General features: G+C 54.5%; 16 protein-coding genes and 3 pseudogenes. 13 read left to right on the top strand and 6 right to left on the bottom strand.

What is annotated here, in order from left to right; translation table 11 throughout:
• Window positions 1–38 precede the first annotated feature (38 nt).
• The 5 genes from prpC to WB371_RS16170 all read left to right on the top strand — a co-directional run bounded on the left by prpC (window position 39) and on the right by WB371_RS16170 (window position 5,333).
• Window positions 39–1,208 carry a bifunctional 2-methylcitrate synthase/citrate synthase gene (gene prpC, locus WB371_RS16190; protein ID WP_336221062.1) on the top strand — a complete coding sequence of 390 codons (1,170 nt, stop codon included), beginning with the start codon at window positions 39–41 and terminating at the stop codon, window positions 1,206–1,208.
• 32 nt (window positions 1,209–1,240) lie between these two features.
• Window positions 1,241–2,692 (top strand): bifunctional 2-methylcitrate dehydratase/aconitate hydratase, encoded by a 1,452-nt coding sequence (locus tag WB371_RS16185; RefSeq protein WP_336221061.1) that lies wholly within the window; start codon window positions 1,241–1,243, stop codon window positions 2,690–2,692.
• 40 nt (window positions 2,693–2,732) lie between these two features.
• On the top strand, window positions 2,733–4,619 hold the full coding sequence (gene prpE, locus WB371_RS16180; protein ID WP_336221060.1) for a propionate--CoA ligase: 1,887 nt from the start codon (window positions 2,733–2,735) through the stop codon (window positions 4,617–4,619).
• 118 nt (window positions 4,620–4,737) lie between these two features.
• Window positions 4,738–4,971 carry a type II toxin-antitoxin system Phd/YefM family antitoxin gene (locus WB371_RS16175; protein WP_336221059.1) on the top strand — a complete coding sequence of 78 codons (234 nt, stop codon included), beginning with the start codon at window positions 4,738–4,740 and terminating at the stop codon, window positions 4,969–4,971.
• 29 nt (window positions 4,972–5,000) lie between these two features.
• On the top strand, window positions 5,001–5,333 hold the full coding sequence (locus WB371_RS16170) for a type II toxin-antitoxin system RelE/ParE family toxin (protein WP_336221058.1): 333 nt from the start codon (window positions 5,001–5,003) through the stop codon (window positions 5,331–5,333).
• Window positions 5,334–5,340: 7 nt separating this feature from the next.
• Here WB371_RS16170 and WB371_RS16165 read toward each other — a convergent pair whose 3' ends face one another.
• The 4 genes and pseudogenes from WB371_RS16165 to WB371_RS16150 all read right to left on the bottom strand — a co-directional run.
• A complete protein-coding gene (locus WB371_RS16165; RefSeq protein WP_336221057.1) occupies window positions 5,341–8,418 on the bottom strand; it encodes a beta-galactosidase in 3,078 nt (1,025 codons plus the stop codon).
• 107 nt (window positions 8,419–8,525) lie between these two features.
• Window positions 8,526–9,629 carry a LacI family DNA-binding transcriptional regulator gene (locus tag WB371_RS16160; RefSeq protein WP_336221110.1) on the bottom strand — a complete coding sequence of 368 codons (1,104 nt, stop codon included), beginning with the start codon at window positions 9,627–9,629 and terminating at the stop codon, window positions 8,526–8,528.
• 13 nt (window positions 9,630–9,642) lie between these two features.
• Window positions 9,643–9,819 (bottom strand): annotated as a pseudogene (locus WB371_RS16155) (AraC family transcriptional regulator); the annotation flags it as partial.
• A 107-nt stretch (window positions 9,820–9,926) separates the two neighbouring features.
• Window positions 9,927–10,121 (bottom strand): annotated as a pseudogene (locus WB371_RS16150) (MBL fold metallo-hydrolase); the annotation flags it as partial.
• A 140-nt stretch (window positions 10,122–10,261) separates the two neighbouring features.
• Between WB371_RS16150 and WB371_RS16145 the strand changes: the two are divergent.
• The 6 genes and pseudogenes from WB371_RS16145 to fbpC all read left to right on the top strand — a co-directional run.
• A pseudogene (locus WB371_RS16145) lies at window positions 10,262–10,792 on the top strand (LuxR C-terminal-related transcriptional regulator); the annotation flags it as partial.
• On the top strand, window positions 10,792–12,333 hold the full coding sequence (locus tag WB371_RS16140) for an MASE1 domain-containing sensor histidine kinase (RefSeq protein ID WP_336221056.1): 1,542 nt from the start codon (window positions 10,792–10,794) through the stop codon (window positions 12,331–12,333). The pseudogene WB371_RS16145 and the gene WB371_RS16140, both read left to right, overlap by 1 nt.
• A 60-nt stretch (window positions 12,334–12,393) precedes the next feature.
• Window positions 12,394–13,722, top strand: a complete 1,329-nt coding sequence (gene uhpC, locus WB371_RS16135; RefSeq protein ID WP_336221109.1) for an MFS transporter family glucose-6-phosphate receptor UhpC — start codon at window positions 12,394–12,396, stop codon at window positions 13,720–13,722.
• The gene (locus WB371_RS16130) at window positions 13,719–14,750 is read left to right on the top strand and encodes an ABC transporter substrate-binding protein (RefSeq protein WP_336221055.1); all 1,032 of its coding nucleotides are present in this window, start codon (window positions 13,719–13,721) and stop codon (window positions 14,748–14,750) included. Before uhpC ends, WB371_RS16130 begins: the two co-directional genes overlap by 4 nt.
• A gap of 136 nt (window positions 14,751–14,886) precedes the next feature.
• Window positions 14,887–16,989, top strand: coding sequence for an iron ABC transporter permease (locus WB371_RS16125; RefSeq protein WP_336221054.1), 2,103 nt, complete (start codon window positions 14,887–14,889; stop codon window positions 16,987–16,989).
• An 11-nt stretch (window positions 16,990–17,000) separates the two neighbouring features.
• Window positions 17,001–18,047: a ferric ABC transporter ATP-binding protein gene (gene fbpC / locus WB371_RS16120; protein WP_336221053.1), complete on the top strand. Its 1,047-nt coding sequence runs from the start codon at window positions 17,001–17,003 to the stop codon at window positions 18,045–18,047.
• Between the two features lie 151 nt (window positions 18,048–18,198).
• Here the strand turns inward: fbpC and hemB are convergent, their stop codons facing one another.
• A complete protein-coding gene (gene hemB / locus WB371_RS16115; protein WP_336221052.1) occupies window positions 18,199–19,173 on the bottom strand; it encodes a porphobilinogen synthase in 975 nt (324 codons plus the stop codon).
• Between the two features lie 508 nt (window positions 19,174–19,681).
• Between hemB and ehaB the strand changes: the two genes are divergently transcribed.
• Window positions 19,682–22,603: an autotransporter adhesin EhaB gene (gene ehaB / locus WB371_RS16110; RefSeq protein ID WP_336221051.1), complete on the top strand. Its 2,922-nt coding sequence runs from the start codon at window positions 19,682–19,684 to the stop codon at window positions 22,601–22,603.
• Between the two features lie 88 nt (window positions 22,604–22,691).
• Window positions 22,692–23,315: a hydrogen peroxide resistance inhibitor IprA gene (gene iprA / locus WB371_RS16105; RefSeq protein WP_336221050.1), complete on the top strand. Its 624-nt coding sequence runs from the start codon at window positions 22,692–22,694 to the stop codon at window positions 23,313–23,315.
• On the opposite strand, the gene ampH is transcribed toward iprA, so the two are convergent.
• Window positions 23,316–24,473 carry a D-alanyl-D-alanine-carboxypeptidase/endopeptidase AmpH gene (gene ampH / locus WB371_RS16100; protein WP_336221049.1) on the bottom strand — a complete coding sequence of 386 codons (1,158 nt, stop codon included), beginning with the start codon at window positions 24,471–24,473 and terminating at the stop codon, window positions 23,316–23,318.
• Window positions 24,474–24,622 lie beyond the last annotated feature (149 nt).

The raw sequence follows: 24,622 nt of genomic DNA, 5'->3' as shown, positions 1-24,622 counted from the left end.
CTCAGCACCCTACAGATGATAATAATGACGAGGACAACATGAGCGACACAACGATCCTGCAAAATAACACCCATGTCATTAAGCCTAAAAAATCGGTTGCGCTGTCCGGCGTACCGGCGGGAAATACCGCGCTGTGTACCGTCGGTAAAAGCGGTAACGATCTCCATTATCGCGGTTACGATATTCTCGACCTCGCGCAGCATTGTGAATTTGAAGAGGTGGCGCATTTATTGATCCACGGCAAGCTGCCCACCCGCGATGAACTCACCGCGTACAAAAATAAACTCAAAGCGTTGCGCGGATTACCGGCCAACGTCCGGACCGTGCTGGAAGCGCTGCCGGCGGCGTCGCATCCGATGGACGTCATGCGCACCGGCGTATCGGCGCTGGGATGCACCTTACCGGAAAAAGAGGGGCACACGGTTTCCGGCGCGCGCGATATTGCCGACAAACTGCTGGCATCACTCGGCTCGATTCTTCTCTACTGGTATCACTACAGCCACAACGGCGAACGCATTCAACCAGAAACCGATGATGACTCTGTTGGCGGCCATTTCCTGCACCTGCTGCATGGCGAAAAACCGTCACAAAGCTGGGAAAAAGCCATGCACATCTCGCTGGTGCTGTATGCCGAACACGAATTCAATGCCTCCACCTTTACCAGCCGCGTGATCGCCGGCACCGGTTCGGATGTTTACTCGGCGATTATTGGGGCTATTGGCGCCCTGCGCGGTCCGAAACACGGCGGGGCGAATGAAGTATCGCTTGAGATCCAACAGCGTTACGAAACGCCGGATGAAGCCGAGGCGGACATTCGTAAGCGCGTGGAAAACAAAGAGGTGGTGATTGGCTTTGGGCATCCGGTTTACACCCTTGCCGACCCACGTCATCAGGTGATCAAGCGCGTGGCGAAACAGCTCTCCGAAGAGGGCGGCTCGCTGAAGATGTACAACATTGCCGATCGTCTGGAAGGGGTGATGTGGGAAACGAAGAAGATGTTCCCCAATCTCGACTGGTTCTCGGCGGTTTCTTACAACATGATGGGCGTTCCCACCGAAATGTTTACGCCGCTGTTTGTCATCGCCCGTGTCACCGGTTGGGCGACACACATCATTGAACAACGTCAGGACAACAAAATCATCCGTCCTTCCGCCAATTACACCGGCCCGGAAGACCGCCCCTTTGTCGCGCTCGATCAGCGCCAGTAAACCTCTGCATATAACAAAAAGGAAAACACTGAATGTCTGCTCAAATGAATAATGCCCGCCCGGAATTCGACCGTGAAATCGTTGATATCGTGGATTACGTCATCAATTACGACATTACCTCAAAGGTGGCCTATGACACCGCGCACTACTGTCTGCTCGATACGCTGGGCTGTGGGCTGGAAGCGCTGGAATACCCGGCCTGTAAAAAACTGCTGGGACCGATTGTGCCGGGAACCGTGGTGCCCAACGGCGTGCGCGTACCGGGGACGCAGTTTCAGCTCGACCCGGTACAGGCCGCGTTTAACATTGGCGCGATGATCCGCTGGCTGGACTTTAACGACACCTGGCTGGCGGCAGAGTGGGGGCATCCTTCCGATAACCTCGGCGGGATCCTGGCGACGGCGGACTGGCTGTCGCGCAATGCGGTCGCGGCGGGGAAAGCGCCGCTGACGATGAAGCAGGTGCTGACCGGGATGATCAAGGCCCACGAAATTCAGGGCTGTATCGCGCTGGAAAACGCGTTTAACCGCGTGGGACTCGATCACGTTCTGCTGGTGAAAGTCGCTTCCACCGCCGTGGTTGCTGAACTGCTGGGACTGACGCGTGATGAGATCCTCAACGCGGTCTCGCTGGCGTGGGTCGACGGGCAGTCGCTGCGCACCTATCGCCATGCGCCGAATACCGGTACGCGTAAATCCTGGGCGGCAGGCGATGCGACCTCGCGCGCGGTGCGTCTGGCGCTGATGGCGAAAACCGGTGAAATGGGCTATCCGTCGGCGCTGACGGCGAAAACCTGGGGCTTTTATGACGTCTCGTTCAACGGCGAGTCGTTCCACTTCCAGCGTCCGTACGGTTCTTACGTGATGGAAAATGTGTTGTTCAAAATCTCTTTCCCGGCGGAGTTCCACTCCCAGACGGCGGTTGAAGCGGCAATGACCTTGTATGCGCAGATACTGGCGGCGGGTAAAAGCGCAGCCGATATCGAAAAAGTGACCATTCGCACCCACGAAGCCTGCATTCGCATCATCGATAAGCAGGGACCGCTGAATAACCCGGCCGATCGCGATCACTGTATTCAGTATATGGTGGCGATCCCGCTGCTGTTTGGACGCTTAACGGCGGCGGATTATGAGGACGGTGTGGCGCAGGACAAGCGGATTGATTCCCTGCGCGAGAAGATCCGCTGCGTTGAGGATCCCGCTTTTACCGCGGACTACCATGACCCGGAAAAACGCGCGATTGCCAATGCCATTACCCTGGAATTTACCGACGGCACGCAGTTTGACGAGGTGGTGGTGGAATACCCGATTGGTCACGCACGTCGCCGTACTGACGGGATCCCGAAACTTATCGAAAAATTCAAAATCAACCTGGCGCGCCAGTTCCCGGCCCGCCAGCAGCAGCGCATCCTGGATGTCTCCCTGGACAGAACGCGCCTGGAGCAGATGCCGGTCAATGAGTACCTCGACTTATACGTCATCTGAGCCAGCAAGCAGTAAGGCGTAAGTTCAACAGGAGAGCATTATGTCTTTTAACGAATTTTATCAGCGTTCTATTAACCAGCCGGAGGCATTCTGGGCTGAACAGGCGAAGCGAATCGACTGGCAAACGCCGTTTACCCGGACGCTGGATCACAGCCATCCGCCTTTTGCCCGGTGGTTCTGTGGCGGAACCACCAATCTGTGCCATAACGCGATTGATCGCTGGCTGGAGAAACAGCCGGAGGCGCTGGCGCTGATCGCCGTCTCATCAGAGACCGACGAGGAGCGAACGTTCACCTTCAGCCAGTTGTATGACGAAGTCAACGTAGTGGCGGCGATGCTGCAATCGCTTGGCGTGCAGCGCGGCGATCGGGTGTTGGTTTATATGCCAATGATTGCGGAAGCCCACATTACGCTGCTGGCCTGCGCGCGCATTGGCGCGATTCATTCCGTGGTATTCGGCGGTTTTGCTTCGCACAGCGTGGCGGCGCGAATTGATGATGCGAAGCCGGTGTTAATTGTCTCAGCGGATGCGGGCGCGCGCGGTGGCAAAGTGTTGCCCTATAAAAAGCTACTCGATGACGCCATCGCGCAGGCGCAGCATCCGCCAAAACAGGTGCTGCTGGTGGATCGCGGACTGGCGAAAATGACGCGTGTCGCCGGGCGCGATCTCGATTTCGCCACGCTGCGCCAGCAGCATCTCGGCGCACGCGTGCCGGTCACCTGGCTGGAATCCAGTGAAACCTCGTGCATTCTCTATACTTCCGGCACGACTGGCAAACCGAAAGGGGTACAGCGTGATGTCGGCGGTTATGCGGTGGCGCTGGCGACCTCGATGGACACCATTTTTGGCGGTAAAGCGGGCGGCGTGTTTTTCTGCGCCTCGGATATCGGCTGGGTCGTCGGACACTCCTATATCGTCTATGCGCCGCTGCTGGCGGGGATGGCAACGATTGTGTATGAAGGATTGCCGACCTATCCTGACTGTGGCGTGTGGTGGAAGATTGTCGAGAAATATCAGGTGAGCCGGATGTTCTCAGCACCGACCGCCATTCGCGTGCTGAAGAAATTTCCGACCGCGCAGATCCGCAATCACGATCTCTCCTCGCTGGAGGTGCTCTATCTGGCCGGTGAACCGCTGGATGAACCGACCGCGAGCTGGGTGACGCAAACGCTGAACGTACCGGTAATCGATAACTACTGGCAGACGGAATCCGGCTGGCCGATCATGGCGATTGCCCGGGTGCTGGACGATCGCCCTACGCGCCTCGGTAGCCCCGGCGTGCCCATGTACGGCTATAACGTGCAGTTGCTCAATGAAGTGACCGGCGAACCTTGCGGCACCAATGAGAAGGGGATGGTGGTTATCGAAGGGCCGCTGCCGCCGGGGTGCATTCAGACCATCTGGGGCGACGATGAACGGTTTGTGAAGACCTACTGGTCGCTGTTCAACCGTCAGGTGTATGCCACGTTCGACTGGGGCATCCGTGACGCCGACGGCTACTACTTTATCCTCGGTCGAACGGATGACGTGATTAACGTTGCCGGGCACCGGCTGGGCACGCGGGAAATTGAGGAGAGTATTTCCAGTTACCCGAACGTGGCCGAAGTGGCGGTCGTCGGGGTGAAAGATGCGCTCAAAGGGCAGGTGGCGGTGGCGTTTGTCATTCCCAAACAGAGCGACAGCCTGGAGGACAGCGACGTGGCGCACTCGGAAGAGAAGGCGATCATGGCGCTGGTGGACAACCAGATTGGCAACTTCGGCCGTCCCGCCCACGTCTGGTTTGTCTCGCAACTGCCAAAAACCCGCTCCGGTAAAATGCTTCGCCGCACGATCCAGGCGATTTGCGAAGGCCGTGATCCTGGCGATCTGACAACCATTGACGATCCGGCGTCGTTAGAACAAATCCGCCAGGCGATAGGGGAGTAATGGTTTAACCGTCCAGGAGTTGCCCGGAGGCGCTGCGTTATCGGCGCCATCCGCTCTCTTGTTGTCGGTCTGAATATGGTCTATATTTGAACCGATAACTGACGAGGATAAACTGACGATGAAAGTCGAAACCATTAGCTACATTAAAAAAAATGCGGCGACGCTCGATCTCTCTGAACCCATCTTAGTGACACAGAATGGCGTGCCGGCTTATGTTATCGAATCTTACGAACAGCAGCAGGAACGTGAGAATGCCATTGCGTTGTTAAAACTGCTTACCCTGTCGGAAAAAGACAAGGCTGAAGGGCGCGTGTTCAGCAAAGAACAGTTGCTGGATGAACTTGCTGAATGACAAAACGCCGAAGGGATGAAGGATCTTAAATGGAACCTAAGATAACTTTTACGTATACGCTGACGGTCAGGCACTGCATCAACGATATTGCGACTCACCTCCGCCGGGCAGGATTAGAGCCACGCCCCATGATTGCTGAAATCCTCGCACAGTTTGAAAAAATCGTGGGGCAGTTTCCCCAGGGAAGCCAGATCTGTCCTGAACTGATGAAAATTGGCTGCGCGAAATACCGTGAATTTAACCACGCTGACGGTTATCGCATTCTCTATTCCGTTGAAGGAAAGGTCGTCACTGCCCATGCGATTCTGGCGCATCGGCAGGACGTGCAACAACTTCTGTTCAAGCGATTGATTATGGTGTAATTCCGGGTTATTTCCATCTCACCTGGTAGTGATAACGTCCGGCGCTCAACTGAAATTCCGGTGACACCGAAGGACTCCATGAATCGTCACCGCCAACGCCCATATGGAAACCATCAATGTTCAGCCAGGTCCCGGCCTCCGGCTGTAACAGATGGCGATGGCTGGTCTCCATCAGTTGCTTCTGGCTGAAACGGCTGATGTTGAACAGGAAGTCGCCACGCCAGACGTGCGCACCGTATCTCAGTTCACGCGTACCACAGCGCAGGCCGTTCTCACTTGGGAACACATACGGCGTATACATCTCATCGAGTGACAATTCCCAGCGGTCAAAACAGGCAGAAGACAGGCGGTCCGGATAGTTTTCATGCGGACCGAGCCCCAGCCAGTCCACGCGTTCCGCCACACCTGCAAGCTGACAGGTCAGGCCGATACGCGCCGGATGCGGTGTTCCACGGGCGACATCGACATCCACGGTAATCACCATGTCGCCGTGGCCGTCGATACGCCAGGTTTTACGGCTGATAAATAAGGTTTCTTCCTGATACTGCCAGCCGTGAGCGGTGTCGATCTGTACGGCATCAGCCAGAGGGGTGGCATTGCATTGCAGCAGTCGCGGCTGCATTTGATAATGTCCGGCGGCTTTCCAGCGCTCAACCCAGGCATTGGGATCGATGCGGGTCGCCTCGCTGACGCCAATATCGTTATCCAGCGGCGCACGGGTGAACTGGTCGTGCAGGGGGGACAGTAACTGGGCTTCATCACCAATCCAGTATTGCGTTAACGTTCCCTGCTGACGGCAGAATTCCCAGCGTTTATTGCCAAGTAGCACATTAAAGGCGGTGTCGCTGACGCTAAGTTGCGGCGCTGAGTTTACGGGGACGGGACGTGTTGCGTTCAGTTTTTCCTCCAGCGGCCACTGTTGCCAGGCGCTGATGTGACCGGCTGGCGACCACGCGGTTGGCTGCGGTTGTTCGACCCGTACCGTCAGCCAGAGCTGACCGGACGCGTCGGGCTGTACCACATCAGGAAGCGTGATGACCTGTCGACCCTGCGGCGCGATATCAAGCGCGACGTCACCTGCGGCAATCGGCTTGCCATCCAGTGCAATCGACCAGTGCAAAATCTCGTTGTCGCTATGGCGGAACAGATATTCGCTGGTGACGTCAATCTGACGTTCCGCACCAGGCAGCAGTGTGAACTGGAAAAACTGCTGTGCGTGCTTCGCTTCATAAAGCGACGGATGCGGTGTGCGATCGGCAAACAGCAGTCCGTTCATACAAAACTGGCGGTCGTTAGGGGTGTCGCCAAAATCGCCGCCGTAGGCAGACCACGGTTTGCCTTCGTCATCGTATTTAATCAGCGACTGGTCGACCCAGTCCCAGACAAAACCGCCCTGGAGCCGTGGATACTGGCGGAATGCCTGCCAGTATTTTGCGAAACCGCCGAAGCTGTTACCCATCGCGTGGGCATATTCACAAAGGATCAGCGGACGCTGTTCTCCGGGCAGCGACAGCCATTTTTTAATCGACCATTTTGGCACCGCCGGGAAGGGCTGATCCTGATCGACGCGCGCATACATCGGGCAGATGATATCGGTTGCCGCCGTGTCCGCGCCGCCGCCTTCATACTGCACCGGACGTGACGGATCGTCTGATTTCAGCCAGCGATAGAGCGCGTCATGGTTGGTGCCGTGACCCGATTCATTCCCCAGCGACCAGATGATAATGCTCGGATGGTTGCGATCGCGTTGCACCATGCGGGTTACGCGTTGACTCATGGCGGGCAGCCAGTCGGGATCGTCTGTCAGACGGTTCATGGGCACCATACCGTGGGTTTCGATATTGGCCTCATCCACCACGTACAGACCATAGCGATCGCAGAGCGTATACCACCGTGGATGGTTCGGATAGTGAGAGCAGCGCACGGCGTTGAAGTTGTTCTGCTTCATCAGGATGATGTCCTGCACCATCGTCTCTTCATCCATCACCTGACCCTTTTCAGGATGATGTTCATGGCGGTTGGTACCCCGAATCAGCAGCGGCTTACCGTTCAACAGCAGCAGGCCGTTTTCGATGCAGACCTTACGGAAGCCGACATCGCAGGCCTCGGCTTCAACCAGTGCTCCGTCAGCCGTATGCAACAGTACCACCGCACGATAAAGATGCGGGGTTTCGGCACTCCACAGCACGGGATTGTCGACATTCAGACACACGGTTGTGCGATCTTTATACGCACCGCGCTCATCAATAATTTCGCTGCCTAAAGGGGCGGTGCGCTCGCCAATTAAGGTTTCGCCGTCCCACAGTTGTACACTGACGCGCAGATTGTCACGTATTTCGCCGCTCACTCGCACATCGGCAGCAAATTCGGCGCGGCTGAAGTCGTCGTTGAAGCGCGTGGCGATGCGCAGATCGCCGATGTGTGTGGTGGGTTTGGTTAGCAGGGAGACATCGCGGAAGATGCCGCTCATTCGCCACATATCCTGATCTTCCAGATAGCTGCCGTCGCTCCAGCGCAGCACCATCACCGCCAGATGGTTTTCGCCACTGACCAGAAACGCGCTGAGATCGAATTCAGAAGGCAGGCGGCTGTCCTGACCGTAGCCCACCCAGCGACCGTTACACCACAGATGAAAAGCGGAGTTCACGCCGTCGAAAATGATCCGGGTCTGTCCTTCGTGCCGTTCCGCGTCGCTGATAGTAAATGTGAGCGAGTAACAACCTGTCGGGTTATCCTTCGGCACATACGGTGGATTCACCGGGATCGGATAGGTCACGTTGGTATAAATGGGCGCGTCATAACCGTCCATCTGCCAGTTCGACGGCACCGTGACGGTGTCCGCATCGTCCAGATCGCGCAGTCGCCAGCTCTCCGGCACCGCTTCTGGCGAGGAAAACCAGTTGAATTTCCACGTGCCGTTCAGACTGCGAACAGAGGATGAGGGGGTATTGGAACGTGCATCAGCCGCGTTGCGCCAACTGGAAAAAGGAGGATGCGCCTCCAGACGGTTAAGCTGCGTGACGCCGGGATTTTCCCAGTCGCGTCGGGCCAGTACGGCCGCGAGTGAATCCGTAGTGCATGTCATGGCTCTGTCCTGTTGATAATTGTTATTCGCTCACAATTTTAATCAACATAAGAGGAAAGCCAGAAAGCTGTAAAGCCTGTGGAGGCTAATGAGTGAGCTGACTCACATTATTCCGAACGATCCAGCAATGCCACCTGACGCGCCAGTTGAATCAGCGAGTCCGCCAGCGCCTGGGGCGAGGCGTGCTGTTTTTCGGCAGGCAGGACGGTTTTTCGCTTTACCAGCGTGACCGGCAGCAGTTGATTCCCGGCGGCGGATTCGCCGCGGGAAAGTTGCAGCAGGCGATCAACGCTGGCCTGGCCGAGTAGGGCAAAATCCTGCCTGATGGTGGTGAGTGGCGGGATGTAGCAGGCGCTGTCCTCGGTATCGTCATAGCCTATGACCGAAATATCCCGTCCCGGACGAAGACCAAATTCGCTAATGGCCCGCATTGCCCCCAGCGCCATTTGATCGTTTGCCACCAGCATTGCGCCGGGGAGGATGCCTTCGCTGAGCATGTGCTGTGTCTGCAAAAAACCGGACATCGCACTCCAGTCACCTTCCTGTTCAGCGACTGGTTGCAACTGATGGCGGGCGAGGTATTTATGCCAGCCCGCCAGGCGCAGGCGAGCCGAAACGGAAGAACGAGGACCGGCTAACAGGGCAATGCGCTGATGACCGTTCTGAACCAGATGTTCAACGCCCAGGCGTGCGCCATCATCATGGGAGAAAATAATACTGTTGACTGGGGAAAGATCGGAAACGTCGAGGAACAAAACGGGAACTGTACCGCAGCTAGCGGCGATGGCGATGGCGTCGTCTTCATCAAGGGGATAATTGATAATCAGCCCCGTCACCCGCTGCGCCAGCAGGTTATGTATCGCCGCTTTACAGGCGTCTGCGCCGTGGCGCTCAACCATCGCAATCACGACACTGGCGCCAGACTGGTCGGCACGGGATTTAATCGATGCAACAATCTGTGAAGGGGCATGTAGCGCCAGATTAGACGTCGCCACACCGATAAGGGGCGTTTGTTTTCCAGCCAGTTGTTGGGCGACGCGGTTCGGGATGTAATTCAGCTCCGCCATGGCGGCTTCAACTTTCTGTCGGGTTTTCGCGGAAACGTGGCTCGCCTGATTCACCACACGGGAGACCGTCTGATACGAGACGCCAGCATGGTCTGCAACATCGTAAAGCGTTACCGGTTTCACAATCCTTACCCCTGAATTCATCACTATCTGTGCATTATGATGCCATATCCTGAAAGGTTTTTCGCCATTCAGCCGGGCTGACGCCAAAGCGGGATTTAAAATGCTGACGCCAGGTCACAGGCGACAAAAAACTGACCTGTTCTGCGATGCGCTCAATGGGTAAGTGACTGGATTTCAGCAATGCCTGACTGGGATGAAGGCGTTCATTGATGCTTTTTCACTGAAAATAATGCACGGCACAGAGAAATGAAACGGGCTGAAATCCTCAACGGCAACGATCGCGACGGTGATGGGGCGCATAGGATTCCTTTGTAGAAATTAAAACGTCAGAGTTTCCCCATCTTCCGCGACATGCACACAATCTGCAATCTGGTTATCGCGGACATAGTCCCGCAGTGCCGCACGTGTCAGTAAACAGTGGTTGATGGCCTCCATAGGGGTTGCCACGATTTGTGCATCGGGCAGCGTAAAATGGGTTTTCAACACATCCTCTTCACCCATAATGATTCGGCCAAAGGTATACGTCGCTATCTGGCACCTGGCGCTGGCAAGATTCATCTCATTTCGCAGAAGGGGACTGGATGCAATGAAGATATATTCTCTGTCAATATTACCTTTTGTTACATTCATTCCATAACTGTGTCTGATTGATTGCCAGCGCAGCGGAAGCCTGGCCTGCGTTACTGCGTGACGACGTCAACGTCGCGGTGATGGATATTGCCATGCCGGATGAAAACGGGCTGAGCCTGTTGAAACGCCTGCGGGCGCAGAAACCGCAGTTTCGCGCCATTATTCTGAGCATTTATGACACGCCGGCGTTTGTACAAAGTGCGCTGGATGCTGGCGCCAGCGGTTATCTGACCAAACGCTGCGGCCCGGAAGAGTTAGTGCAGGCTGTCCGTTCGGTCGGTATGGGCGGACATTATCTTTGCGCCGATGCGCTGCGGGCGCTGCGCGGCGGTGAACAATCGCCTCAGGTACTGGAGAGCCTTACCCCTCGTGAGCGGGAGGTGTTTGACTTGCTGATCAACGGTGACAGCGTGAAAGAGATCGCTTTCAAACTCGATCTCAGCCATAAAACGGTGCATGTCCATCGCGCCAATATTTTAGGCAAACTGAACTGTCACAGTACCATCGAGCTGGTCCATTTCGCTCTCGACCACCAGTTGCTGGCGGGTCATTGATGTCGCGCAGCCTGCGTCACGCCGTCATTTCGCTGTTTATTGTGCTGGCCTGGGGAAGCGGCTGGCTCATGCTCTGGACGCTCGGCTTTTACCTTACGCACAACGGTCAGCAGGCGGCGTTATTCCTGCCGCATGGCGTTTACCTGGCGCTGCTGATCCTGCTTTCGCGCCGCTACTGGCCCGCGCTGATCGTGCCGCCGATACTGATGTTGCTCTGGTTGTACAGCGAACAGTTACTTAACGGGTTTGTTTTGCTGGTTACCCCACTGATAAGCCTGATCCCCGCCAGTTTTGCGCAGGCTTTCTGGCACCGCTTTCCCCTTTACTGGCAGCGCCTGACGCTGCTGTTAGCCACCGTCACTGCCGCGTCACTGCTCAACACCGCTCTGCTTTCCCCGTTTGTCAAAAGCCCGGCGATGTTACTCGGTCTGGCATCGTTTACCGGCGGCGTGTTGTTGACGCCGTTTGTCTACCTGATCTTCGAGTTTCTGCGCCAACAGCACCGCTATCATCTGCTGGGGCTGGACACCAATAACCCGCCGCTGCGCACGTCGTTAATCATCTGGTGTAGCCTGTTTTTTATCATCGGAATTGGCACCCAGATGGTTCTCTCCCCGGAAATTGAACGCCTGCTGCTGATAGTCGTTTTCCTGCCTAATGTGGTGATGGCATGGAAATTCGGCTGGCAGGGCGGCGTGCTTTCAGGGTTGCTGGGCAGCATGATGATCACTATCGCCCGCCAGGTGGGGGTGGGTTTCAGCAATCTTATTGAACTGGAAATTTTCCTCGCCACGCAGGCGCTGCTGGGCATTGGTCTGGGGATTGCCATCAGTCGTCAGCAGCATCTGGCGCAAAACCTGCACCATTATCGCCAGCGCCTGGAAGCGGAACTGGCAGCACGACGCGTGCTGGCGGAAAAGCTGGTGCATACCGAAGAGGACACGCGTAAAAGCCTGGCGCGTGAGCTGCATGACGAGATTGGGCAGAACATCACCGCCATTCAGATCCAGTCACAGCTGGTGAAACGGGCGCGCGATCCGGCGCAAACCCAGGCCGCTGCCAGCCAGATCAACGAGCTTGCCCGGCGTATCCATCACTCCACCCGCCAGTTGCTGCGCCAGCTTCGCCCTCCTGCCCTGGATGAGCTGTCGTTTGAGGACGCATTGCGCCATCTGCTCAATGAGTTCGCCTTTGCCGAGCGCGGCATTCACTGCCAGTTTGATTATCGGTTGCCCCTCACGCCGGAGAGCGAAACGGTACGCTTCACCCTCTACCGGTTGCTACAGGAGCTACTTAATAACGTCTGTAAACACGCCAGCGCCAGCGAGGTCGCGATTGTCCTGCATCAGCAAGGAGAGATGCTGCATCTGGAGGTCGCCGATAACGGCGTGGGAATGAGCGCAGGCAAAATGGCTGGTTTCGGTATTCAGGGGATGCGCGAACGAGTGAGCGCGCTGGGCGGTGAATTGTCGCTGGAATCCCGGCACGGTATGCGGGTAATTGTTAACTTGCCCACAAATTTGCAACAAATCACCTTCTGACCAGGAAAAAGTCTTAGTCACTCCGGACTTTCTCTCATCCCCTTTCGGTTTCACTTTCATATAGTCAGCAAAACGGAGACGGCTATGCACGCAGGCGCAGCACCAGAAATCAATCAACGTTACCGGACGCTGCGTCCTCGATTGCTGATGTACATGGTTATCGGTTACGCCGCGTTTTATCTGACGCGCAAAAGCGTGAATTACGTGTTGCCCGCGCTGCAAACCGATCTCGGGCTGGATAAGAGCGACATTGGTCTGCTGGGCTCTCTGTTTTATCTGACCTACGGCCTGTCGAAATTTACTGCCGGGTTGTGGCATGACAGCCACGGACAGCGTGGGTTTATGGGGGCTGGTCTGTTCGCCACCGGGTTGCTGAATGTGGCGTTTGCCTTTGGCGAGTCGCTGCCATTGTTGTTAGCAGTCTGGACGTTGAATGGATTTTTTCAGGGCTGGGGATGGCCCCCCTGCGCCCGGCTGCTGACCCACTGGTATTCGCGCAACGAGCGCGGTTTCTGGTGGGGGTGCTGGAATATGTCGATCAACATTGGCGGGGCGATTATCCCGCTGATTAGCGCCTTTGCCGCCCATTGGTGGGGCTGGCAGGCAGCGATGCTGATGCCGGGGATTATCAGCATGGCGCTGGGGGTAGGGTTGATCCTGAAGCTAAAAGGCACGCCTCAGGAAGAGGGGTTGCCCTCCGTCGGCACCTGGCGCAGCGATCCGCTGGAATTGCGCCAGGAACAGCAAAGCCCGCCGATGGGGTTCTGGCAAATGTTGCGCGCCACGATGCTGAAAAACCCGATGATCTGGCTGCTGGGCGTTTCGTATGTACTGGTCTATTTGATCCGCATCGCGCTCAACGACTGGGGCAACATCTGGTTGACGGAAAGCCACGGCGTGAACCTGTTAAGCGCCAATGCCACGGTGATGTTGTTTGAAGTCGGCGGACTCCTCGGCGCGCTGTTTGCCGGTTGGGGCTCGGATCTGCTGTTTAGCGGCCAGCGGGCGCCGATGATTTTGCTGTTTACGCTGGGGCTGATGGTCTCCGTCGCCGCGTTATGGCTGGCGCCGGTTCACCATTACGCCCTGCTGGAAGTCTGTTTCTTTACGGTGGGCTTTTTTGTCTTTGGCCCGCAAATGTTGATTGGCCTGGCGGCGGTGGAGTGCGGACACAAAGCGGCGGCGGGTTCAATTACTGGTTTTCTCGGCCTGTTCGCCTATCTGGGGGCAGCGCTGGCGGGCTGGCCTCTGTCGCTGGTCATTGAACGCTACGGCTGGTCGGGGATGTTCAGTTTGCTCTCGGTCGCCGCGGTACTTATGGGTTTACTGCTGATGCCACTGCTGATGGCGGGCATCACCACCACTCTCAGTCAAAGGATAAAACAATGAAAATGACCCTTACCTCTACTCTGATCGCCTCCGCCGTGGCACTGGCGACCCTGTCAGGCGCGGCGCACGCGAAAGGCCGTCTGGTGGTCTATTGCAGCGCCACCAACGAAATGTGTGAAGTGGAAACCAAAGCCTTTGGCGACAAATATGATGTGAAAACGTCGTTTATTCGCAACGGCTCCGGCAGTACGCTGGCGAAGGTGGATGCCGAGAAGAAAAACCCGCAGGCTGACGTCTGGTACGGCGGTACGCTGGATCCGCAATCCCAGGCCGGTGAAATGGGGCTGTTACAGCCGTACAAATCCCCGAACCTTGAACAGGTGATGGCGAAATTCCGCGACCCGGCCAAAGTCAAAGGCAACCTCTCTTCCGCGGTCTACGTGGGGATCCTCGGTTTTGGCGTCAACACGCAGCGCCTGAAAGAAAAAAATCTGCCGGTACCGAAGTGCTGGAAAGATCTGACCAAACCGGAATACAAAGGCGAAATTCAGATTGCCGACCCGCAAAGTTCCGGCACGGCATACACCGCGCTGGCGACCTTCGCCCAGCTCTGGGGCGAAGATCAGGCCTTTGATTACCTGAAACAACTGAACGCCAACGTTTCGCAGTACACCAAATCCGGTATTGCCCCGGCACGTAACGCCGCCCGCGGCGAAACGGCCATTGGCATCGGCTTCCTGCACGACTATTCGCTGGAAAAAGAACAGGGCGCACCGCTGGAGCTGATTTCACCGTGCGAAGGGACTGGCTATGAAATCGGCGGCGTCAGTATCCTGAAAGGGGCGCGTAACCTTGATAACGCCAAACTGTTCGTCGACTGGGTGCTATCGAAAGAGGCGCAGGAACTGGCCTGGAAGAAAGGCAAATCCTATCAAATCCTGACCAACACCACCGCCGAAACCTCGCCGAACTCGCTCAAGCTCGACGACCTGAAGCTTATCAACTACGACATGGACAAGTACGGCTCAACGGACGTGCGTAAAGCGTTGATCAACAAATGGGTCAGTGAAGTGAAGATGGGTAAATAAACCACGATGACCTTCTCCAGTTAAGGTGACCCAGGCCGGATAAAGCAGCGCCGCATCCGGCCATGATTGTCACCCTGAATGCCGGATGGCGCTTACGCTTATCCGGCCTACGTCGGGATTGAACACCGGGACGCTTATGTCACACACACTTGCATTCCATCCTGTGAAAAAGCGGGATGCGATATTCCTTTGGGTTTTGCTGGGCTGGCTGGCGTTTGCCCTGCTGCCAGGCTGGAGCCTGGATTACGGCCTGCTGGAGTCTACAAGCGATGAGATCCTTGAGGCCTACGGCTGGTCAGGGTTCAATATTAGCTGGCTGTGGTATCTACTGCCGGGTCTGCTGCTGATACGCCCGTTCCATGAAGCCAGACGCGAACAGCGGGCCCGTCACTACGTTGATGCGGGCTGGGCGCTGTTGTGCATGGCCTTTATCGTTATCAGCGCGACCGTAGAAGGGCGCGGCTTAGGTTACGCCACGATCGTATTATTTGTGGCGCTGGGCGCTATCATGACGCTGGCGCTGGGCGCTATCATGACGCTGGCGCTGACGCGCCTCGAATGGCTGGGCGGCGACCGTTTTGTAATCGGTTCGCTGGTTGCCATTGTCGCGTTAATCGGCATCTTTATCGTCTGGCCAAGCATCGCCATTTTCATTCCGATGTTCACCAACGACGCGGGGGAATTCGCGCCGCTGGCGTTTATGGCGGTGCTGTCGCAGGCCCATATCATTCAGGTGATCCTCAACTCTATCGCGCTGTCGATTGCGGTGGGCGTCGGCTGTACCTTTTTCGGTCTGGTACTGGCGATTTACACCACCCGTATCGCTAAACGCAGCGCCATTATCGGGCGCATCTTCTCGATTCTGCCTATCGTCACGCCGCCGTTCGTCGTGGGGTTAGGCGTGACGCTGATGATGGGGCGCTCCGGTTATATCACCGAATTTATGGTGGAGTGGTTTGGGCTGACCAACACCAACTGGCTGTACGGGTTTACCGGCATCTGGCTGGCGCAGGTGCTGGCGTTTACGCCGATGGCTTTTATGATCCTCGACGGGGCAATCAAAACCATTCATCCGTCGCTGGAAGAGGCGTCCTATACCCTGCGCGCCAGCCGCTGGCAGACGTTCAACGGCGTGTTTGTCCCGCTGCTGAAACCGGCGCTGGCGAATGCGTTTTTAATCGTCATCGTGCAGTCGCTCGCCGACTTCAGTAACCCGCTGGTGCTCGGCGGCAACTTCGACGTCCTGGCGACACAAATCTACTTCTATATCACCGGGTCACAGCTTGATTACCAGGCCGCCAGTACGCTCGGCGCGTTCCTGCTCTTGTTCTCGTTACTGGTGTTCTGCGTGCAGTACATGTGGATTGGTAAACGCTCTTACGTCACCGTTTCCGGGAAATCGTACCGGGGCGACGTTCAGCCGCTGCCGGTGACGCTGGTCTGGAGCGTGGTGGCGATTCTGGCGATATGGATTGCCTTTAACGCGCTGCTCTATGGCAGCATTTTCTACGGCAGTTTCACCGTGAACTGGGGGGTGGATTACACCCTGACGCTGGATAACTTTATTAAGTTATTTGGCCAGGGAATGAGCGACGGGGCATGGCCTTCGCTGCTCGACACGCTGCTCTATGCCGGGATTGCCGCGCCGATCACCGCCGCGTTTGGCCTGCTGATTGCCTGGATAGTGGTACGCCAGCAGTTCAAAGGCAAAAAGACCATCGAGTTCACCACCATGTTGTGCTTTGCCGTTCCGGGCACCGTGGCGGGCGTCTCATATATTCTCGCCTTTAACAGCGCGCCGGTATACCTCACCGGTACGGCGGCGATTGTCATTATCTCAATGGTGATGCGTAATGTCCCGGTCGGGATCCGTGCCGGGATCGCCGGACTCGGTCAGATCGATAAATCGCTGGATGAAGCCTCGCTGAGTCTGCGTGCCGGAAGCTTACGCACCATCACGAACATTCTGCTGCCGTTGTTGCGCCCGGCGATCCTCTCGGCGCTGATCTACAGCTTCGTGCGCGCCATCACTACCGTCAGCGCCATTGTCTTCCTCGTCACACCGGATACACGTGTAGCAACGGCGTACATTCTGAACCGCGTAGAAGATGGCGAGTACGGCGTGGCAATTGCCTACGGCTCGATTCTGATCGTGGTGATGCTGGCGATTATTTTCATCTTTGACTGGCTGATCGGGGAAGCGCGTATCTCCCGTTCTAAAGCCAAAAACCAGGCGTAATGGAGCGCACTATGAGTCAGAAAAATTTTGTTGAACTGCGCAACGTCACCAAACGATTCGGCAGCAACACGGTCATCGATAATATCAATCTCACTATCCCGCAAGGACAGATGGTAACGCTGCTGGGTCCCTCCGGCTGCGGTAAAACCACCATTCTGCGCCTGGTAGCGGGTCTGGAAAAGCCCAGCGAAGGACAGATTTTCATTGACGGTGAAGACGTCACGGATCGCTCTATTCAGCAGCGTGATATCTGCATGGTGTTCCAGTCCTATGCCCTGTTCCCGCACATGTCGCTGGGGGAAAACGTCGGTTATGGCCTGAAGATGCTGGGCGTGTCGCGCGCTGACGTAAAAACCCGCGTTAAAGAGGCGCTGGCGATGGTCGATCTGGAAGGGTTTGAGGACCGTTATGTCGATCAGATCTCCGGTGGCCAGCAGCAGCGCGTGGCGCTGGCGCGCGCCTTGATCCTTAAACCGAAGGTGCTGTTGTTTGATGAACCGCTGAGCAACCTCGACGCCAACCTGCGCCGCAGCATGCGGGACAAGATCCGCGAATTGCAAAAGCAGTTTAATATCACTTCTCTGTATGTGACTCACGATCAGAGCGAAGCCTTCGCCGTATCTGACACCGTGCTGGTGATGAATAAGGGGCATATCATGCAGATGGGGTCGCCGCAGGATCTTTATCGCCAGCCCGCGTCACGCTTTATGGCGAGTTTTATGGGCGATGCCAACCTGTTCCCGGCGACGTTCAGCGAGGCGTTTGTTGATATCTTCGGCTACCGTCTGTCGCGTCCGGCGCATTTTGTGGCGCAGGGCTCGGGCACGGTAGGCGTGCGTCCGGAAGCGATCACCTTAAGCGATCGCGGTGAAGAGAGTCAGCGGTGCGTGATCCGTCATGTGGCTTACATGGGGCCGCAGTATGAGGTTACGGTGGAATGGCACGGGCAGGAAATTCTCTTACAGGTGAACGCCACCCGCCTGCAACCGGATATCGGCGAGCAGTATTACCTCGAAATCCACCCATATGGCATGTTTGTACTGGCGGACGCCGCGTAGGTTTCGTTGTTTTATAAGCCGGATGAGGCGGTGATTGCCGTCATCCGGCGATGAATGTTGCCTGATGACGCTGCGCTTATCAGGCCTACGGGATGTACTTTGTAGGCCGGATAAAGGCGTTTACGCCGTCATCCGGCGATGTGGCGGATACTTAACGCAGGATCTTTTTCTCTGCCAGATCCAGTGCGAAATAGCTGAAGATCAGATCCGCGCCCGCGCGTTTGATCGCGCCTAAACTTTCCAGCACCACTTTTTCTTCATCAATCGCCCCCGCCATTGCGGCAAATTTGATCATCGCGTATTCGCCGCTGACCTGGTACGCACCGAGCGGTAGCTCTGTACGTTCGCGGATATCACGCAACACATCCAGGTAGGCGCCGGCTGGTTTTACCATCAGGCAATCTGCGCCCTGCGCCTCGTCGAGCAGCGATTCGCGAATGGCTTCACGTCGGTTCATCGGGTTCATCTGATAGGTTTTACGATCGCCTTTCAACGCTGTACCTGCCGCTTCGCGGAACGGACCGTAGAAAGAAGAAGCAAACTTCGTGGAGTAAGACATGATGGCTGTATCGGTAAAGCCAGCGGCATCCAGCGCCTGGCGAATCGCCTGCACCTGGCCATCCATCGCGGCGGACGGCGCGATAAAATCCGCGCCTGCTGCCGCAGCGACAACGGCTTGCTTACCGAGGTTTGCCAGCGTTGCGTCGTTATCCACGCCGTGTTCGCACAGCACGCCACAGTGCCCGTGGGAGGTATACTCGCAGAAACAGGTGTCTGACATCACGATCATTTCAGGCACGGTTTGCTTGCTGATGCGAGACATTCGCGCCACCAGACCGTCTTCTTTCCAGGCATCGCTGCCGGTGTCGTCGGTGTGGTGAGAGATACCAAACGTCATGATGGAACGGATACCGGCATTTGCAATACGTTCAATCTCGCGGGCCAGGTGTTTTTCCGGGATACGCATGACGCCGGGCATAGCCTCAATGGGCTTATAGTCATCGAGTTCTTCTTCAACAAAGATCGGCAACACCAGGTCGTTTAAGCTGAGTGTTGTCTCTTCAAACATGGCGCGCAGCGCAGCTGATTTGCGCAGGCGGCGAGGGCGTTGGATTAAGTCTGTCATGGGATGCCTGATGTTTGTGGAATTGAAGCGCCTAGTATACCTGAAGCTGCGTGTGATTGTTTTACGAAAATGGGCCTTATCTTTTTGTTTTATTAATTAAATAAAAGAATGTTTGAGCAATATTTTGTTATAAATAGCCAAATATTCATATTGATATCAAAGATTAAATCTTTATATGCATTTAAAATATCTATTGTTTTCTACTGTGAAGTTATTTTATTAAGCGTGTATTAATTTATCCGTTATTTTTATTTTCGAAGTTATAAATATTTATAAGTTGTATGTTTTGTTTTTTGATTAATTTTCAATACGTTGATTTTAAATTGATTTTTTTCTTTGCATTGAATTTTTTCTGGTTTTTTGTTATTGTCTGAATCCGGACTGCGAAGAAAGAATAATTGAACCTTTCATTGCGGACAACGCATAATCCTCCTCGCAAAATAGAATGTTTTCTATGCATTAATAATTGATGGATCGATACTATTATGTCCCTGAGGAGGGATAACAAATGCACTCCTGGAAAAAGAAACTTGTAGTCTCACAAATAGCATTAGCCTGCACATTGGCAATCACTTCTCAGGCGAATGCTTCAACGGATATTTCTGGTACAACTTACACCACATTTAATCACTATAACGATGCCACCAGGGCTGACGGCGTGTATTACGAGGGGTATGTTGGCTGGAACAACTATGCTGCTGACAGCGTTTATAACGGGAATATCTACCCGGTTATTAATAACGCCACGGTTAACGGTGTCATTTCAACGTATTATCTGGATGATGGTCTTGCCAGCAACACGAACAGCAACAGCCTGACAATCAAAAACAGCACCATCCATGGGATGGTGACGTCCTCCTGCATGTCTGGCGACTGCACTGGTCGTGATGCGACAGGCTATGTGTATGATCGTCTTGCAATGACCGTTGATAACTCAACCATTGACGACAACTACGAACATTATACCTACAACGGCACCAATGCCGACGGTACTGCGGATACGCACGTTGTTGATGTTTATAACCTGGGTACGGCGATCACGCTGGATCAGGAAGTTGACCTGGCTATCACTAACAATTCCCATGTCGCAGGTATCACCCTGACTCAGGGTTACCAGTGGAACGATATTGACGACAATACCGTAAGCACAGGCGTCGACAGCGCTGAAGTGTTTAACAATACTATCACGGTAACCGATTCTACCGTCACGTCTGGCTCATGGTCTGACGAAGGCACGTCTGGTTGGTTTGGTAACAATAATAACGCCAGCGATTATAGCGGTACGTCAACCGCTGACGACATTGCTTTAGCGGTGACTGCTGATCCGAATGCTGATAACGCGATGCAGACGACAGCTAATTTCAGCAATTCAACGCTGATGGGCGATGTTGTGTTCTCCAGCAATTTCGACCATAACTTCTTCCCGAATGGCGCAGACAGCTATCGTGATGCTGACACGGCTGTTGATACTAACGGTTGGGACGGAACCGATCGTCTGGATCTGACGCTGGACAATGGCAGTAAGTGGGTTGGTGCGGCAATGTCCGTCCACCAGGTTGATACCGATGGTGACGGTGTCTATGACAATGTTGCGGCGGGCACTGACGCCACCTCAACGCTGATTGATATCGCGGCGAATAGCCTGTGGCCGAATTCAACCTTTGGTGCTGATAATGGCAACACGGCTTATGATGAAAATGGTCATGTAACCGGTAAAGAAGTTTATCAGAGCGGCCTGTTCAACGTTACGCTGAACAATGGTTCACAGTGGGATACCACCAAATCTTCTCTGATTGATACTCTGAGCATCAACAGTGGTTCTGTGGTTAATGTTGCTGATTCCTCACTGGTTTCAGACACCATCGCTCTGACCAGTGGTGCTGCACTGAACATCAAAGAAGATGGTCATGTCGCAACGGACACCCTGTCGATTGATAACAGTATTGTCACCCTTGCTGATGATGTCGCTGCTGGCTGGAACGCTAGTGATGCAGCACTGTATGCTAATACCATCAACGTGACCAATGACGGTGTACTGGATGTGAGCAACAACGCTGACTATGCGTTGCAGACTGATACTCTGAATCTGACCAGCACCAGAGATGCTAACGGCAACGTACATGCTGGTGTGTTTGACATTAACAGCAACAACTACGTGCTGAATGCCGATCTGGTCAACGATCGTACCGCAGACACCTCCAGCGCCAACTATGGTTACGGTGTTATTGCCATGAATTCTGATGGTCATCTGACCATTAATGGCAATGGCGATGCCTACACCGGCGATCAATCTGAAGTCGATAATGCTGGCGACGGCGTACCTGCCGCTACCGGTAACTACAAAGTGCGTATCGACAATGCGACGGGTAAAGGGTCTGAAGCGGATTACAAAGGTAAAGAGCTGATCTATGTGAACGATAAGAACAGCACTGCGACCTTCTCAGCAGCGAACAGAGCCGATCTGGGCGCGTACACTTATCAGGCCCAGCAGCAGGGTAACACTGTTGTTATGCAGCAGAAGGGACTGACTGATTACGCTAACATGGCGCTGAGTATTCCGTCCGCAAACACCAATATCTGGAACCTGGAACAGGATACCGTTGGTACACGTTTGACCAACTCTCGTCATGGTCTGGCGGATAACGGTGGCGCATGGGTGAGTTACTTTGGCGGCAGCTTTAGCGGTGATAATAACACTATCAACTACGATCAGGATGTTAACGGCGTCATGGTGGGTGTTGATACCAAAGTGGACGGTAACTACGCGAAGTGGATTGTGGGTGCGGCAGCCGGTTTTGCTAAAGGCGATATGAATCAGCACTCCGGTCAGGTGGATCAGGACAGCCAGTCTGCCTACCTCTACTCTTCAGCACACTTTGCCAACAACGTCTTTGTTGACAGTAACCTGAGCTATACCCACTTCAAAAACGATTTGTCTGCCAACATGAGCGACGGTGAGTATGTTGATGGCAATAGCTCTACAGATTCATGGGGTTTCGGTCTGAAACTGGGCTACGACTGGAAAGTGGGTGATGCAGGTTATGTTACGCCGTACGGTAGCGTATCTGGCTTGTTCCAGTCTAATGACGACATGAAGCTGAGCAATGAAATGCGTGAAGATGGTCAGTCTTACGACAGCATGCGTTATGAACTGGGTGTTGATACGGGTTATACCTTCACGTATAGCCAGGATCAGGCGTTGACACCTTACTTCAAACTGGCCTACGTCTATGACGATGCTAATAACGATGCTGATGTAAACGGTGACTCTATCGACAACGGTACTGAAGGTTCAGCGGTTCGCGTTGGGCTGGGAACCCAGTTCAGCTTTACCAAGAACTTTAGCGCTTATACCGATGCTAATTACCTCGGTGGTGGCGATGTGGATCAAGACTGGGCTGCAAATGCCGGTGTTAAATATACCTGGTAACCATTCTCTAACGGAAAGCTATAACGCGTAGTTAATCTAAAAAATGCCCGTCAAGGATCTGACGGGCATTAATGTAAGGAATACACTCATGTTATCTCTGTCTAAACCGTTGAAAGAATTTTGTCAGCTTGATAAATGCCTGTCTCAATATGGCACACGCTTCGACTTTATCAATGAAAAAGAAATCATTTATTCCAGTAATATAAACTCCGACACGACGTTCGTCATCCTTGATGGCATCATCTCGTTAAGAAGAACAGAACAGGTTCTTGTAGGTATTGCGAAGGCTCCATTCATCATGGGGTTAACCAATAGCGTAATGAAAAAAGATGTTCAGTATGATCTGATGAGCGAAGGGAGATGTTCGGGATATTATCTCCCCTCCTCACAGGCCATCTCTGCGATCGAGGAGTGTCAATTGTGGCGCGAAGCTTTTTATTGGTTAACATGGCTCAATCGTATTCTGGAACAACGCGATCAGCAGCTCATTGGTAATAACTCTTACGAACAGATCCGTTCAACGCTGATTTCTATGAATGAATGGGAAGAGGGGTTACGTTCTCGCGTTGGGGTAATGAATTATATTCACCAACGAACGCGTATTTCCCGTTCCGTAGTGGCTGAAGTGCTTGCGGCATTACGTAAAGGTGGCTATATCGAAATGAGCAAAGGCAAACTGATGAGTATCAACCGTTTGCCTTCTGAATATTGATCAGGACGCGGGAACGACCTGCGGTTTGTTTTCACTCAGTTCAACCACCAGATCGTTAATACCGTCGCTCATGCTGGTAAAACGCGTTAGTGGTGAACGGGTCACGACGACAAATGCACCGACATTTTTCTGCGGAATCATTGCCATATAGGTAATAAAACCACCGCCGCCACCGGTTTTTTGAATAATTCCCGGGCGTCCATTCTTCGGCGCCATATAGACCCAGCCTAAGCCCAGCGCATCGGCTTTACCCGGAACATCCATGCCCGTCACCCGTGTTAGCTGTGTGCGCTGATAAATCAGCGTTTGCATCCTGTCGGCCTGGTTACTGCGCTGATAGAAGTCAGAAGAGAGGTATTGCTGCATCCAGCGCATCATGTCTCCAGGCGTTGAATAAACACCGCCACTGCCAATGGCCGCCAGCGTATTATTGCACGGACTTGCCCCTTTTTCGGCCACCATCAGACGCTTACACTGATCGGGCGAAGGGGTATAAGTCGTATCCTTCATCCCCAGCGGACGCGTGATCTTCTCTTCAAAAAGTTGGGTGTAAGGCTTACCGGAGGCGTTAGCCAGGGCATCCGCCAGCAAGTCGAACGCCAGGTTGGAGTATGACGCCTGCGAACCCGGGGCCGCTTTCAACGTCGCCGTGGAGAGGTAGCGCCAACGCTGTTCACGCGTTGGCCAGACAAACACCGGTCGCTTTGCCGCGCCGCCAGGTTGTTCACGCGGTAGCGCGCTGGTATGCGTTGCCAGATTGACCAGCGTGATGGGTTGCCCCTGATAGGACGGTACGTGTGCGCCAGGCGGCGCATATTTACTCAACGGATCGTTCAGTTTAACGGTGCCCTGATCGAGCAGTTTCACCAGCATCTCACTGGTCATCAGCTTCGTGAGTGACGCAATGCGAACCACAGAATCCAGTTGCGGACGAACGTTATTGCCCGGTCGGGTTTCACCGAAACTGCGAAACACGCGCTGGTTGCCGTCAATGACGACAAGCGCCATCCCGGTCGCACCGCTGCCATAGAAAATATGATCGGCATAGCGTTCGACGATATCCGACGCGAAAACCGGTGCGGCGATTGGCTGAGCCGCCTGGACTGAGGTCAATGACGCCGCACACAGCGCGGCAGAAAAAAGCAGACTACGTTTCAACGGGGTGTGTCCATCAATAAGAGTAAAAAACTATGCGTATTTATACTACGGCGTGGCTTATTTCAAAGCGCTAATTACAGCACAGATAGTCTTAAAAGCGTAACGACGAGTAAAGGCGATATTTTGGGCGTGAAAGAAAGTCCGCTTTT

Origin of the sequence: Citrobacter amalonaticus (genome assembly GCF_037053465.1) — a bacterium.
Lineage (GTDB): Bacteria > Pseudomonadota > Gammaproteobacteria > Enterobacterales > Enterobacteriaceae > Citrobacter_A > Citrobacter_A amalonaticus_H.
Note: the sequence above shows the minus strand (reverse complement) of the source record. Positions and strands in the feature narration are given on the sequence as shown.